The 15,496-nt window shown below is 34.9% G+C and carries 13 protein-coding genes; 3 read left to right on the top strand and 10 right to left on the bottom strand.

The window, feature by feature from the left end; genetic code table 11:
- Window positions 1–15: 15 nt before the first annotated feature.
- The 6 genes from thiL to FLV_RS06170 all read right to left on the bottom strand — a co-directional run bounded on the left by thiL (window position 16) and on the right by FLV_RS06170 (window position 4,104).
- Window positions 16–1,068, bottom strand: coding sequence for a thiamine-phosphate kinase (gene thiL, locus FLV_RS06195; protein ID WP_243231946.1), 1,053 nt, complete (start codon window positions 1,066–1,068; stop codon window positions 16–18).
- 300 nt (window positions 1,069–1,368) lie between these two features.
- Entirely contained in the window at window positions 1,369–1,806 is a 438-nt protein-coding gene (locus tag FLV_RS06190; protein WP_243231944.1) for a hypothetical protein, read from the bottom strand.
- Window positions 1,807–1,895: 89 nt separating this feature from the next.
- Window positions 1,896–2,342: a GNAT family N-acetyltransferase gene (locus FLV_RS06185; RefSeq protein ID WP_243231942.1), complete on the bottom strand. Its 447-nt coding sequence runs from the start codon at window positions 2,340–2,342 to the stop codon at window positions 1,896–1,898.
- A 152-nt stretch (window positions 2,343–2,494) separates the two neighbouring features.
- A complete protein-coding gene (locus tag FLV_RS06180) occupies window positions 2,495–2,950 on the bottom strand; it encodes a hypothetical protein (RefSeq protein ID WP_243231940.1) in 456 nt (151 codons plus the stop codon).
- A gap of 70 nt (window positions 2,951–3,020) precedes the next feature.
- Window positions 3,021–3,569, bottom strand: coding sequence for an REP-associated tyrosine transposase (locus FLV_RS06175; protein WP_243231939.1), 549 nt, complete (start codon window positions 3,567–3,569; stop codon window positions 3,021–3,023).
- A gap of 115 nt (window positions 3,570–3,684) precedes the next feature.
- Window positions 3,685–4,104, bottom strand: coding sequence for a hypothetical protein (locus tag FLV_RS06170; RefSeq protein ID WP_243231938.1), 420 nt, complete (start codon window positions 4,102–4,104; stop codon window positions 3,685–3,687).
- A 587-nt stretch (window positions 4,105–4,691) separates the two neighbouring features.
- On the opposite strand from FLV_RS06170, the gene FLV_RS06165 reads away from it, so the two are divergent.
- Window positions 4,692–5,171 (top strand): DinB family protein, encoded by a 480-nt coding sequence (locus FLV_RS06165; RefSeq protein ID WP_243231937.1) that lies wholly within the window; start codon window positions 4,692–4,694, stop codon window positions 5,169–5,171.
- Window positions 5,172–5,340: 169 nt separating this feature from the next.
- Here the strand turns inward: FLV_RS06165 and FLV_RS06160 are convergent, their stop codons facing one another.
- The 4 genes from FLV_RS06160 to FLV_RS06145 all read right to left on the bottom strand — a co-directional run bounded on the left by FLV_RS06160 (window position 5,341) and on the right by FLV_RS06145 (window position 10,074).
- Window positions 5,341–6,297 carry a helix-turn-helix transcriptional regulator gene (locus FLV_RS06160; protein ID WP_243231936.1) on the bottom strand — a complete coding sequence of 319 codons (957 nt, stop codon included), beginning with the start codon at window positions 6,295–6,297 and terminating at the stop codon, window positions 5,341–5,343.
- 341 nt (window positions 6,298–6,638) lie between these two features.
- Window positions 6,639–8,435, bottom strand: coding sequence for a translation elongation factor 4 (lepA, locus tag FLV_RS06155; protein ID WP_243231935.1), 1,797 nt, complete (start codon window positions 8,433–8,435; stop codon window positions 6,639–6,641).
- 162 nt (window positions 8,436–8,597) lie between these two features.
- Window positions 8,598–9,335: an NUDIX hydrolase gene (locus FLV_RS06150; RefSeq protein ID WP_243231932.1), complete on the bottom strand. Its 738-nt coding sequence runs from the start codon at window positions 9,333–9,335 to the stop codon at window positions 8,598–8,600.
- A gap of 22 nt (window positions 9,336–9,357) precedes the next feature.
- The gene (locus FLV_RS06145) at window positions 9,358–10,074 is read right to left on the bottom strand and encodes an NUDIX hydrolase (protein WP_243231930.1); all 717 of its coding nucleotides are present in this window, start codon (window positions 10,072–10,074) and stop codon (window positions 9,358–9,360) included.
- Window positions 10,075–10,754: 680 nt separating this feature from the next.
- Between FLV_RS06145 and FLV_RS06140 the strand changes: the two genes are divergently transcribed.
- Window positions 10,755–13,889, top strand: coding sequence for a SusC/RagA family TonB-linked outer membrane protein (locus FLV_RS06140; RefSeq protein ID WP_243231928.1), 3,135 nt, complete (start codon window positions 10,755–10,757; stop codon window positions 13,887–13,889).
- An 11-nt stretch (window positions 13,890–13,900) separates the two neighbouring features.
- Window positions 13,901–15,475, top strand: coding sequence for a RagB/SusD family nutrient uptake outer membrane protein (locus tag FLV_RS06135; protein ID WP_243231925.1), 1,575 nt, complete (start codon window positions 13,901–13,903; stop codon window positions 15,473–15,475).
- The last annotated feature ends 21 nt before the right edge of the window (window positions 15,476–15,496 follow it).

The following is a 15,496-nucleotide window of genomic DNA, read 5'->3' as shown; positions in this document are numbered from 1 at the left end:
TTTTATTTGGTTTTTTTAAATTTCTTCACTCAGGGCATCCCAGCCTCTTGCTTTTAAGGCTATTTTAGTATTGGCCCGGGTTACTAAATGGATTCCTTCACTTTCATCGGCCATATGTCCAATTATAGAAAAGTTTGGATTTCCTTTTATTTTATCGAAGTCATTAATGTCAATTGTAAATAACAGCTCATAATCTTCTCCGCCGTTAATGGCAACCGTTGTGCTGTCAATATTAAACTCTTCGCAGGTCGAAATAAACTGAGGATCCAACGGCAATTTATCTTCATATAGATTACAACCCACTTTTGACTGTTTGCATAAATGAATAATCTCAGAGGATAATCCGTCTGAAATATCGATCATCGAAGTTGGTTTTATTTCAAGCGCATGCAATAAGGTACGGACATCTTTTCTGGCTTCAGGTTTTAGCTGACGTTCAATTAAATAGGTGTAAAGATCCAAATCAGGCTGATTATTTGGGTTTACCTGAAACACCTGTTTTTCGCGTTCCAAAACCTGCAATCCCATGTAAGCGGCACCAATATCTCCGGTTACAACCAGTAAATCAGTTTGTTTTGCTCCGTTTCTGTACACGATTTCATCTGCATCCGCTTCACCAATTGCCGTGATGCTGATGATTAAGCCTTTTTGAGATGAGGTGGTGTCTCCACCAATAACATCTACTTTATACTCATTTGCAGCGTGTGTAATTCCTTCAAATAACTCTTCTAGGGCTTCCAGTGGAAAACGGTTAGAAACGGCTACAGAAACCGTTATTTGCGTTGGTTTGGCATTCATGGCGCAAATGTCAGATACATTTACCACTACCGATTTGTATCCTAAATGTTTCAATGGCATGTAAGCCAGATCAAAATGTACACCTTCAATCAGTAAATCGGTTGAAATGACTACTTTTTTATCCTTAAAATCAAGAACTGCAGCATCATCGCCAATGCTTTTTAAGGTAGACTCTTGCTTTACATCAAAATTTTTGGTTAAATGCTCAATAAGGCCAAATTCACCTAATTGCGCTATACTGGTACGTTGCGGATTTTTATCTTCGATCATTTTTTTAAGTTCCAAAGTTTGTGAGGGGCAAAGGTACAAAGTTGAGGGGTGAATTACTAAACGAAGTTCAATTATTGATTTGAAGCAGAAACATCTGGTTTTTTGTTGAGAATGGTTCCGCTTTTCGTTTCAAACGAAGTTCACTGAACTCCGATTAAAAATTAAAATGTTAAGTGAAGTAATCGGGGCTATTGAGATACATTTTGCTTTTTTGGTGATATCTAAAAATAGCTATGAATCTGTTTTAGGATTATTTGTGGATAAGTGAAACTTTTTTAGAGTGAGAAAATTTTATAGTTTTTATTTGTCTCTGTAAATTTCAAACTCTCCATTTGCTACTTCTTCTATATATTCATCTTTAGAAATTTTCTCTTCAAAAATTATCATTTCCCAGGTTCCCGAATATTTTTTCTCACTTTTCTCATAATAACCAAAATATTCTATGGTAGGATGTTGTGCGTTTTTATCTAACTTAATATTTCCATCTTCGTCTTTGTAATAGTGATAAGGATAGTTTATGACAAAGCTAATTATGTCGTTTTCAATAAATCCTTTTACCATTATGGGTTCTGTGAAAATATTTTCAGATTCTGAATCAGTTGATGTTCCTGTAAATGAATTACCATCAAAAGTCAAATCCATTTGAAAAGCTACTCTTACATACGTATCAATAATTTCATAGCCATGTAAGTATGTGAAAAATCCTTTCCAGATTTGTTTGTTATCAATGATTTTCATAGTATTTATATAGATTGTAACGTTTTAGTAGTTAATTTATTAATTGTTTACTTTCCATTATGGTAGGACGCACTAGCAGGGGATAATTGTCAGCGAAGTTTTATATTTTTCCAGGAATCTTTTGTCATTTCAAATTTTATTTCTTTGGTTCCATGCATTCCGTTTTTTGTCCAGCCTGACTTTAAATAAAATTTTTCTGCCCTTGTATTTGGTGAAGTTCCTAACCAAACATAGTCTTTTCCGTTTGAGAAATACCAGTCAAGCATAATACTTTGAAGTTTTGCAGCTATTCGTTTGCCTTCAAATTCAGGTTTGAGAAAAAGAGCCCAAATATTGTTTTCTTTTAAATCGACAATTGCAAATCCAACTATTTGATTTTCAATTTCGCAAACCCAACCCTTCCCACGATCAAACAGAAACGCTTCACAATCTTTATCACTTACCAAATTGGGATTTGATAAGGTGTTTTCTTTCACAGAATTTCTAACAATTTGAATCTGTTTGATATCTTCTATTTTTGCTTCTCTAAATAACATTTGTTTGAATAAATTAGAATATTGTTTTTGTAGTCAGTATTTTATAGTGATGCCTCTGCTAGTGCGAGCGTCCCGCTCGTGCACACAATCTGAATCAATTAATGTCGATTTCTAAAATGGTCTGATCATTGTCCTCTGCTAGCGCTAGCCTTTTATATTTTGTTTTTACACATCAGGTATAGACATATTTCCTCTTTCTTTTCAATAATAATCTTGTCTGTTGCTAATCTTTCAAGCGTTTCTAATGGCAAATTATTGTCAGCGCGATATTTTATTATTTGTTGGTAAAATTTATCTATTATTTTCTTGTCGACTTCTGAAACATTTTTTTGATTAAAATTAGTTATCCCTAATATCCAAACATCTGTATATTCCTGTTTTACTTTATATAAAATTGATAATTTCGTTGAAAGCTCGAAAGACAAATCTTTATTTGTTAAAATGACTAAACTTGGTCTTGAACTACTGTAACTTGAACTAACAAATTGATATGTTGCATAAGCTTTTCCATCAAGCTCACGATAATGATCAGAAACCTCTATACTAACATTTTGTCCGAATGAAATTTGGAATTGGAAAATCATACAGATAAATAATATTCTTTTCATTTTTTTATGTTTTTTGTTCCAAGTTTGTCCTCTGCTAGCGCGAGCGTCCCGCTCGTGCACACAATCAGAATCAATTAATGTCGATTTCTAAAATGGTCTGATCATTAGCACCATAATTTCTGGCTGAACTATATTTCCAATCTATTGGATTAGTTACAAAGCCTGTTTCAATTGGGTTATTATGAATGTAATTTAATTTTTGCTCAAAAACTTTCAATGACCAAATTTCGATTGGATTGTTGTTTTGCTGCCAAAATTGTCTAAATTTTACGTTGCTGTTTTTCTTTCCTGCTTTTTCAAACATCCAAAGCATCCATTCTTTTCTGCTTTCTTGTGGGTTTTCTTCAATTGTTTGAAGCATTTTTTTAGATGTAAATCCTTTAAAGTCCCGTATTATTCCCGAAGGGTCTCCATTTTCTGATCTAAAAATTAAATGGACATGGCTTGGCATAATACAATATCCGTAAATTTCCATTCCTTTGTTTTTGCGACAGTAATCTAATGATTCAATGATATTTCCAAAATACTCATCTCTGGTAAAAACATCTATCCAATAGACAGTTGCAAAACTGATAAAATAAGCTCCGGTCTTGTCACCAAATTTATATTTTCTGCTCATTAATATAATTTTGAACTAATGTATGAAATACTTTTTTTTAAAATAATGGCTTATGTGTTTGATATTGTTTGATTCACTGTGCGTGCACGAGCGGGACGCTCGCGCTAGCATCTATTCATTGTTTTTTACTTTTCAATTTTAGGTAATCTTCTCTAATGTATTTGTTACAGTCTTCTATCAGTACTTTTCCGTTTTTTAAGTAATAATATGTAGAATCTTTTCCTCTTTCTTTATAAACTGAATCGCCAACATTTATTTGGTAATAAATTTCGTTTGGAATTTGAACCTTATTATAGTCATTCAAAATCATAAATCTTGGAGCTCTAGTATAATCTCCATCTTCTCTTTTAGCAGTTATTTTTCCGTTGAATTCTGTTTTTTTACTTTCCAAATATTTTTCTCTTTTGTAGTCTAATGAATTGTTTTGGTATATAAATATTATTACAAGAATTATGGCGATTGGTATAAAAACATAAGCTAAGTTTTTTCTAATTTCAGATTCTTGCTTTTCTAATTCTTGCTCTGATTTATTCATAGTTTTTATTTTACCGTAGAGTTGTGCGCTTGCCAGTAACTTGTATATATGCGAAACAAACTTTCACATATACTCCCAAAACCGGATAGTTTTGTGAAGGTCTATTTCTTTCTTCAAATATAAAAAATAATAATCTCAAACTTACAAAAACGTTCTTGTGCCCGCGTGAAGGATGGGAGCAGGTTACCGAAGTAACGCGGACAGCCTGACAGCAACCCGGTAAGTGGGCGAATAAACGTAAAGCAAGTTTGCCCACTTATCGGGATGGTGGCACGCCCAAAGTATGATCGTTTCATGCTAAAATGAGCTCTGAAAAGCTGAGATGTTCTGTTTAGTGTATCAAAAACCTGAAACCAATAATATGAAGAGGCAAGAGTGGCGTCATTGTAACTGCCATCCCTGCTGAAGGTTTAATAAACACGATTTATCCTTGATTTAAATAAATTGGGTTTGCGTTGTGTAGATGTATAACTGTACATCTCTACAGCAGGAATAAAAAAAATGTTTATTTTTTTATTCCTGCTGACAAACTGTTGTCACCGGTTCATTTTACTTTTGAAGTATCAACAAATTAAAACTTTAAAATCATGAAAACATTAGAAGCACAGGTAATTACTTCAGAAGATTTATTGAAACACTGGCAGGGGCACAGAGCATTAACACGTCGTTTGATCGAACTTTTTCCGGAAAAAGATTTCTTCGAATTTTCGATTGGCGGAATGAGACCTTTTGCAAAATTAGTCGATGAGCTTCTGGCTATTGCTGCTCCGGCATTAAAAGCAATCGTAAACCGTGAAAGCCAGCCTTATACGGAAGGAGCTGAAAAACTGATTTTTAAAGCGCAATATCTTGAAAAATGGGACGAAGCGACAGCAGAAATTAACAAATGCTGGGAACAATTATCGATGGAAGATTTTAGCGAAACTTTTAACCTTTTTGGGCAATACGAATTTCCAATCATTCAGAATATCTTGTATTTTATTGATAATGAAGTGCATCATCGTGGTCAGGCGTATGTGTATTTAAGAGCGTTAAATATTGAGCCGCCGTTTTTCTGGGAAAGATAAATCCTGAAATAACCTGTTGTTGGGTAAAAGAATAAATTGTGAGTAAATATCATTTATAATTTAATAGATGATGTCATCCTGAGCGAAGACGAATGGACTCAGCCTGACAATTGTTTAATTTTACCCAACGAGTTACAATAATAAAACTCCTGAGTTTTTGGGAGTTTTTTTATAAAAGTCTTTGTCTGTTGATTTCCAGTAATTCCAGAGTTCGTTTTTTTAAACTTTCCGGTTCCAGAATTGTGGCGTGATCTCCAAACATTAAAAACCATCTTGGAAAACCACTGTTGATATCCCGGCACATAAACGTCATTTCTATTTTTCCGTCTATTTCTTTTTCAGAGATAAAACCGTGATATTTTCTTTCCGTTGACAGATATCTTGCAATTTTTTTATCAATTAAGATACGAACTTTTGTAGTTGGACAAGTTTCTGTTTTAGTCAAATACGTTTCCAGTGAATCGTGTTCGATGGTAAAATCAAGTTCCGTTTTTTTAATGCCCTGAATTCGGTCAGTCCTAAACTGTCGGTAATCTTTTCGTAAATGACAGTATCCCAGAAAATACCAATTGTTATTGTCGTGAAAAACGCCCACAGGTTCTAAATTTCGTTGCGTGGTTTCGTCTCTTTCATACGTTTTGTACGTTAGAAGTATTTGTTTTTTCTCGGCAATTCCTTCAAAAAGAACTGCTAAAGTGTTGGGAGAATTGTCATTAAATAGAGGTTCGGCAGTTTGCATTACCACTCGCGATTCAATATTCGAAAGGTAATCTTTATCGTTACTTCTCAAAACTGATTTCAGTTTGTACATCGCAGATGCATAATGGGTTCCTAGAGACGGATCAGTAAATTTCTGCATCAGTTTTTCAGCGGCTATAAAACTACTGACTTCTTCTCGAGTGAACATTACCGGAGGCAATCTGTAGCCATCCATTAAAGCATAACCCACTCCGGCTTCACTGTAAATAGGAACTCCCGAAGCTTCCAAAGTTCGAATATCTCTGTAAATAGTTCGCAAACTGCATTCAAAACGATCTGCCAGTTCCTGTGCTTTTACAATTTTTTTGGATTGTAATTGAATCAGGATGGCGACAATTCGGTCAAATCGTTTTGGGGTTTCGTCCATTTTTTAAAGATACAAAGGTTCTGAGGTTCAAAGATACAAAGGTTCTGTGTTAGAATAAATAAGAGATTTGTTCCAAATTAGGACAGATTTACCGGTTAAGAAATTGTCCTATTCGGAATTTGAATCCATATTTTTTTCTTTATTTTTTGGTTTTGCTGTTGTCGACATAATTTGCTTAGATATACTTCAGTGCGTCTCCATGATTTTTTGGTGATAATTGGTTATTAAGGAATTGTATTTTCTAAAAGGTATTTCGCCATCTGCATCGATAAAAACAAAAAACCCAACAACTTTTTACGTCATTGGGTTAGTCTATATTCTTTGTTCTTTCTTCTAAAATACTAGTCGTTAAGCTTCAAAACAGCCATAAACGCCTCTTGCGGAATCTCAACATTTCCAACCTGTCTCATACGTTTTTTACCTTTTTTCTGTTTCTCCAAAAGTTTACGCTTACGAGAAATATCTCCACCGTAACATTTTGCGGTAACGTCTTTACGAAGTGCTTTAATCGTTTCACGAGCGATAATTTTAGCACCAATCGCAGCCTGAATCGGAATGTCGAATTGTTGTCTTGGAATCAACTCACGTAATTTCTCGGTCATTTTTTTACCGATGTTGTACGCGTTATCTTCGTGAATCAAGGCAGAAAGTGCATCAACGGTTTGGGCATTCAAAAGAACGTCCAGTTTTACCAATTTTGAAGTTCTCATTCCGATTGGAGAATAATCAAAAGAAGCATACCCTTTAGAAACCGTTTTTAAACGATCGTAAAAATCGAATACAATTTCGGCCAAAGGCATGTCGAAATTTAATTCAACACGTTCTGTTGTCAAATACGTTTGGTTGGTAATTAAACCACGCTTTTCGATACACAAACTCATTACGTTTCCAACAAAGTCAGCTTTTGTAATGATAGTGGCTTTAATATAAGGTTCTTCAACTCTGTCCAGTTTTGAAGGCTCCGGAAGGTCTGAAGGATTGTTTACTACTAATGCAGTTTCCGGATGTTTTTTGGTGTAAGCCAAATAGGAAACGTTTGGTACTGTTGTGATAACAGTCATGTCGAATTCACGCTCTAAACGTTCCTGGATAATTTCCATGTGAAGCATTCCTAAGAATCCACAACGGAAACCAAAACCTAAGGCCGCAGAACTTTCCGGAGCAAAAACTAATGAAGCGTCATTCAATTGTAATTTCTCCATCGACGAACGTAAATCTTCATAATCTTCTGTGTCAACCGGGTAAATTCCGGCAAATACCATTGGTTTTACATCCTCAAAACCGGTAATCATATTGGTTGTCGGCACTTTTGCATCCGTAATGGTATCACCCACTTTTACTTCACGGGCTTCTTTAATTCCTGAAATCAAATACCCAACATCTCCGGCAGAAACAACAGTTTTAGGAACCTGATTCAATTTCAGGGTTCCAATTTCGTCAGCAAAATATTCATTGTCCGTCGCCATGAATTTAATTTTTTGCCCTTTTTTGATTTCACCATTAACAACTCTGAAGATAACTTCAATCCCACGAAACGGATTGTAAACCGAGTCAAAAATCAAAGCTTGTAATGGTTCTTCGGGATTTCCTTTTGGAGCCGGAATTTTTTCGATAATGGCTGCTAAAATATTTTCAACACCAAAACCTGTTTTTCCCGAAGCATGAATAATATCTTCTAATTTACATCCTAATAAATCGATAATATCATCACTAACTTCTTCAGGATTAGCACTTGGTAAGTCTACTTTATTTAAAACCGGAATAATTTCCAGATCATTTTCTAAAGCCAAATATAAGTTTGAAATTGTCTGTGCCTGAATACTTTGCGCAGCATCCACAATCAAAAGTGCGCCTTCGCAGGCAGCGATTGAACGGGAAACTTCGTATGAAAAGTCAACGTGACCGGGAGTGTCAATTAGATTTAAAATATATTCTTCTCCTTTGTAAGTGTATTCCATCTGGATGGCGTGACTTTTAATGGTGATTCCGCGTTCGCGTTCCAGATCCATGTTGTCAAGCAATTGTGCTTTTTCTTCACGAGCTGTAACGGTTTGTGTAGCGCCCAATAATCGGTCTGCCAGTGTACTTTTACCGTGGTCAATGTGTGCAATAATGCAAAAGTTACGTATCTTCTTCATTTTAATATATCAATTCTCTAATTGAGTTTTAGTCTTTTTCGGATATAAATTGCACTGCAGCAATTGCTTTAGCGCATAATATTAAGGCGCAAAGATAGCGCAAAGTTTTGGATTCTGGAATGAAGTTGACGTATTGTTGAAGGCTGTAATTTAAAAGAAGTTTTAAAACTCAAAATTAAAACCTTTTTCAGTCAGTTTTTTATAGATTTCTGAATCAAATTTGTACAATTTTGCGGCTCTGTGTGATACGTCTTGTTGTTTTTCATCTAAGGCCACAAGTAATTTCATGTGCAGGATTTTTCTGCGGAAATTCGATTTGTCCAATTCAATTCCTAATATTTCTTCGTACAGATGCATGAGTTGTAATAGGGTGAATTTTTCGGGCAAAAGATTGAATCCAATTGGGGCTTGTTTAACTCTGTTACGAAGTTGCATTAAGCTAAATTGCAGGATTTCTTTATGGTCAAAAATCAAATCGGGCAGTTCGTTTATTTTATGCCAGGTCGCTTCCATCAAGGTCAGACCGGCTTTTACATTGTAATCTTCACGGTTTACCAAAGTATAGTAGCCAATAGTAACAACTCTTCTTCCGGCCACACGATTTGGGTCAGTAAAGGCCTTTAGCTGTTCCAGATAGATGTTGTCAAGACTTGTAAGTTCATACAAAATTCGCTGTGCTGCTTCGTCAGAGCTTTCTTCTTTTTGCAGCCAGCCTCCAAGAAGCCCCCATTTTCCAATACTTTCTCCTTCGGCATGATGCGCCAGAAGCACTTCAAGATTTCCTTTGTTAAAGCCAAATATAACACAGTCGATTGTGAGTCCGTCAATTACCGGTTTTTGAATTTCAGAAGTTGCTGTGCTATCTGTTTTTGAAGTTTTTTTAGAGTGTAAAAATGCCATTTTTTGCTTTTATAAGGCTGGTTTAAAATTCAAAATTAAATCCTTTTTCGGTAAGTTTTGTATAAATTTCCGAATCAAATTTGTATAATTTGGCTGCTCTGTGCGATACATCCTGTTGTTTTTCATCCAATGCAACGAGTAGTTTCATGTGAAGAATTTTTCGTCTAAAGTTAGATTTATCCATTTCGATTCCTAAAATTTCCTCGTACAAATGCATTAATTGCAACAGTGTAAACTTTTCAGGCAAGAGATTAAATCCAATTGGCGCCTGACGAACTCTGTCACGTAAGTGTTTCAGGCTATAAGTCAGTATTTCATTATGGTCGTAAATTAAATCCGGAATTTCATTAATCTTGTACCATTTGGCATCAGATGCCGTAAAACCCGCCTGAATATTATAATCTTCCCTTTTGATTAAGGCATAATAACCAATCGTGATGACACGTCTGAGTGGAAAACGATCCGGATTTCCAAATGCTTTTAATTGCTCCAGATAAATATGATCTAATGCTGTTAATTCATTTAATAATCGGTGAGCAGCAGCATCAGTACTTTCTTTTTTATTGATCCAGCCTCCCGGAAGTCCCCATTTTCCTTTGCTAATTCCTTCTGCGTGCTGAATTAAAAGTACTTCTAAACTTCCTTTGTCAAAACCAAATATCACACAGTCAATCGTAATGGCATTCATTACTGAAGAGTCATTTTTTACGATAATGTCATCATCTAAATTATCAACCATGTTGTTAAAATTTTGACAAATTAAATAAATAAAAATAATACTATATGCTTAAAAAGTGACATATTTTTCAATTTGTCATTATAATGTTGAAAATTTTGATAAAAACTATGTTGAATTCGAATAAGTGTTTTAAATCATTATCAATTTAATGAATGAAATGATGATTTATTGGTAATTTTTAATTATTAATTCTGATATAATATGTTTAATTAATAAAAATAATATTGATATTATTTGAATTACAAAAAAATAAAGCTAATTTTTTGTTAATATAGAAAAATTGCACTACACTTGTAGTCAAAATAACCATAAGATAAATGTGTTTTGACTATAAGTTATTTGAAAAGCAAAATAAGGTAATTGAAAACTCAGAAATGCTTTTACAGAAATTAATTGAGAAAGCTGCTGATGATTGATTTGAAAACTTTAAAAAACACATCTAAATTTTGACCAGAGAATTAATTATAAATTCTTAAAAAACTTTTATAGACTATTTGGCGTAGTGAAATGGTGTTAAATTTCAAAAAGAGGATTCTTTGTAAAGAGATCTGGTAAATACGCGCAAAGGGAGAACTTCGGCACTTGTGGCAAACAAAAAATATAAAAACAAATTATTTCGAATGCGTATTAATTAGATTAAAATCAACTAACAACAAACTTTAACCAAATTATTAATTATTATGAAAAGCAATTACTGTATTAAACCAACAATGCTCCAGTTTTGCCTGGTGCTGTTGCTTAGCGTATTTACGATGCAGTCGGGTTTTGCACAGGAGCAATCCCAATTTGTAAGTGGAAATGTAAAATCAGCAGACGACGGTATGGGAATTCCCGGTGCTACTGTAGCAGTTGAAGGAACTAAAAAAGGAACATCAACAGATTTTGATGGAAATTTCAGGTTAGAAGCAAAAACAGGTGATGTTATTGCAATCAGTTTTATGGGATTTAAAACCCAGCGTATAACTGTAGGAACTCAAAAATCAATAAATGTAATCTTACAAACTGAAGCAGCTGACCTTAAAGAGGTCGTAGTTATTGGTTATGGTACACAAAAAAGAACAGCTGTAATGACTGCTATTACACAGGTTTCCGGTGAAAACCTTGCTAAAACCAATACGATCAACGCACTTCAGGGGCTTCAGGGACAGGCAGCGGGACTTCAAATTACATCTACTTCAGGACAGCCGGGAGAAAAAATAAATGTGGTTATCAGAGGTTTAGGGACTACAGGTGGCAGTAACCCGTTGTATGTGGTAGATGGTATTCTTACCGGTGATATTACTTATTTGAATAATTCAGATATCGAATCGATTTCAGTTTTAAAAGATGCAGCTTCATCTGCCATTTATGGGTCACAGGCTGCAAATGGAGTTGTTTTGGTAACAACCAAAAAAGGAAAACGAGGTTCTCCGGGAAAAATTACTTTTGATCAGTATTACGGAGTACAGTCAGTTGTCAGAAAAGTTGATTTGCTTAATGCTAATGAATATGCTGTTATTTTAAATGAAGCTGCGGTAAACTCTGGTAAAAATCCTTATTTTACGAATGACCAGATAGCTGCCTTAGGAAAAGGTACTAACTGGATGGATAAAATGCTGACGGATAATGCCGCTACCAAAAACTTTTCATTTGGTGCTTCAGGCGGATCTGAAACTTCGGTTTATTCTACCTCTTTGTCTTATCTGGGACAGGAAGGAGTTGTTGGTGGTAAAGATTTATCCAACTATGAGCGTTACAATTTCAGATTCAACTCAGAGCATAAATTGTACAAGGATGTTCTGACTTTAGGGCAAAATCTAAGTTTTGCTTATGTTGATAAAAACGGTATTGGTGTAGGAAACCAATATAACAATTCATTAAGAAGCGCATTCCAGACTACTCCATTATTGTCAATGTATGATGCCGACGGTAATTATTATGACACTACAAATAATAGTGAACTATGGCTGGCAGGTGTAGCAAATCCGTATGCTATGATGGATTACAACAATCAAAACGAAAGTAACAATCAAAAGTTGTTAGGGAATGTTTATTTACAGGTTGAACCCATAAAAAACCTTACGTTTAAAACAACTTTAGGACTTGATTATTACGTTTCTGAGGGGCATTCTTATAAGCCTGTATATCACTTGTCTACTTATGCAAACAATAATTTTGATACAGTGAATCAAAACATGAGTAAAAACAGAAGCATCACCTGGGATAATTTATTAGGATATAAATTCAATGTAGCCGAAAATCATCATTTTGAAGCCATGGCAGGAACATCCTATATTAATTATGCAGGAACTTCGGTAGAAGTTAATAATGCAGATTCTGTTTTTAATGATTTAGAAAATGCCTGGATTGACAATACAACCAATAAAGACGGGGCAAAAATCACTATTAAGGGACAAAAAGAAGAAAACATATTGATGTCTTATTTTGGAAGAGCAAACTATAACTTTAAAGAAACTTATTTCTTCAATGCTACACTTAGGGCAGATGGTTCATCAAAATTTGCTCCCGGAAACCAATGGGGTTATTTCCCTTCAGCATCTGCGGGGTGGGTTGCCTCAAATGAAGCATTTTTAAAAGATTCACAAGCTATTAATTTCCTTAAAGTAAGAGCGAGTTGGGGTCAGGTTGGTAATCAGAGTATTAGATCATTCCAGTATTTAGGCATAATGAAATCTAAGACTACAAATTATATTTTTGGAAATACCGAGGGTGTACTTACGCCAGGAACATATCCATATAGATTTGGAAATCCTGCTTTAAAATGGGAAACTTCAGAGCAGATTAACCTTGGTCTGGATGCCAGATTTTTAAATAATGCTTTGAGTGTAACATTTGATGTTTATAAAAAAACAAACAAAGACTGGTTAATTTTAGCTCCAATGTTAGCAACTGCGGGTGCTGAAATACCACCTTATATTAATGGAGGGGATATTGTTAATAAAGGGGTTGAGCTTAGCCTTAATTATCAGAATAAAATTGGCGATTTTAATTATAGTGTGAGCGCAAATGGTGCTTATAATAAAAATACAGTTGGTAAGATACCTACTAATGATGGTATTATTCACGGATTAAGTAATGAACTTTATGACAATGCCGGTGAGTTTTACAGAGCAGAAAACGGATTTCCATTGGGTTATTTCTGGGGTTACAAAACTGGAGGCGTTTTTCAGAATCAGCAACAAATTGATAATTATAAATCGGCTAACGGTATAGTATTACAACCAGGTGCAGCTCCCGGAGATATTATCTACGTAAATACAAACGGTGATGATAAAATTGACGCTTTTGATAAAACCAGTGTCGGAAATCCTAATCCTGATTTTACTTATGGGTTTAGCTTATCTGCAAATTACAAGGCTTTTGATTTTGCATTAATGGCAAATGGTGTTGCAGGAAATCAGATCGTACAATCGTACAGAAATCAATCAGGAGCTTTCGGGAATTATACTTCCAGAATATTAAGCCGTTGGCATGGTGAAGGTTCTTCGAACTCAATGCCAAGAGTGACCGAAGATAATAGAAACTTCACACAGTTTTCAGATTTATATGTTCAGGATGGTGATTTTTTAAGAATTAATACCGTTACGCTGGGATTTGATTTAGCAAAAATGAATAAATCTAAATCATTTTTTGCAAGCCAGTTCAGAATTTACTTTTCTGTATTAAATCTTTACACTTTTACAAAATATGACGGTATGGATCCTGAAATTGGATTTGGTTCTTCAGATGATGACCAAAAATTTGCATCAGGTGTAGACGTAGGATACTATCCAAGACCTAGAACCTATATGTTGGGATTAAATGTTAAACTTTAATAAATAAGATAATGAAAAATACATATTTATATATTTTCTGTTTGAGTTTATTGTCTCTGGGTTCTTGTGAGTTAGAAACAGAGCCTTTGGTAAATCAAACTGATACAAATTTTTACAAAACTACAGAGGATGCTTATGCCGCATTAGTAGGTTGTTATGATGGATTACAGGTGGCTACCGGAGCTTCGGGGCCAGGTATTCCTGTAGTAAGCGAAATAATGTCTGATGATTGTTTTGGCGGAACCGGCGCATCTGATGGGTACAATTATGCATTAATAGATGAATTTGATAAGAGTCGTTCTCCTTCAGATGTAGATCTGTTTAATAATAATTGGATTGCCTATTACAGAGCAATTTATCGCTGTAATCTTTTCTTGTTAAAAATGGATCAGATTGATTGGAAAGGAGATACAGCTTTACGAAATGCTTACGAATCTGAAACTAAATTTATCAGGGCTTACGTGTATTTTGAAATGGTACGTTTGTGGGGAAATATCCCTTTATTAACGGCTCCTTCCACAGATAATATCCCTCAGGCAGCCCCTGAAGAGGTTTATAAAGTAATCGCAGAAGATTTAGTATTTGCATCAGACAATTTGCCTACAGCTGCCTATAATTCTGTACCGGGTGGAAGAATTACCAAATGGGCTGCAAAATCTTTGTTAGGCCGTGTGTACTTGTATTATACAGGATATTATGGAAAAACTGATTTAGCAGGAGTTGTAACAAAAGCACAGGCTTTAGCACATTTAGAAGATGTTATTGCATCAAGTGGTCACGGTTTGGTTGATAATTTTGCTAATTTATGGCCGGCGGCTTCTGTTGATCAATATGCAGGTGAGAGTAATAAAGAGTTTGTTTTTTCTATAAAATACACTTACACCAGTGATTATAACGGAAACACAGATGGTAACCATTGGATGGTAATGTTCGGAATGAGAGAGTTTTCGTCTTACCCTTATGGTCGTGGATGGGGAGTTACCGTAAATTCAAAATTATGGGATGCTTATAATGCGAATGATACAAGACGCGTAGCAACCGTAATCGGAATCGAAGAAGAAGATATCGCTTTTGATAAAATAAACAGCCAAAGAGAATATACAGGTTATTACAACAAAAAATATTCGCCAATGGTAGACAAAGACGGTAAAGATCTTCCGCTTGTTTTAGGCAGTCAGTTTTGGGATATCAGCCAGTTTCAGGATTATGTAGTATTAAGATACTCAGACGTTTTATTAATGGCAGCTGAATTAGGAAGCGGAAATGCCCAGGCATATTTTGATGATGTGAGAAGAAGGGCTTACAAAACAAATTTTGCATCAATACCAGTAAATCAGGACAATATCATGAAAGAAAGACGTTTGGAATTTGCTCTTGAAGGTGTTAGATATTGGGATTTATTGCGTCAGGGAATTGGAACAGCTTCTTCGACTATCGCTGAAACTACGACATTGTTAAGCGGTGGAGTTGCCGGAACAAAAACAATTACGGCTGCTAAAATTCAGGAAACAAAAGGATTACAGCAAATTCCTAATACGCAGATCACTTTGTCAGGGAATGTTTTAAAACAAAATGCCGGCTGGTAATTTTAACTAAAAACTAAAGAA

Origin of the sequence: Flavobacterium pectinovorum (assembly GCF_022802975.1) — a bacterium.
GTDB classification, from domain to species: Bacteria; Bacteroidota; Bacteroidia; order Flavobacteriales; family Flavobacteriaceae; genus Flavobacterium; species Flavobacterium pectinovorum_B.
The sequence above is the reverse complement of the archived record's forward strand: the minus strand, read 5'-3'. Positions and strand labels throughout refer to the sequence as shown.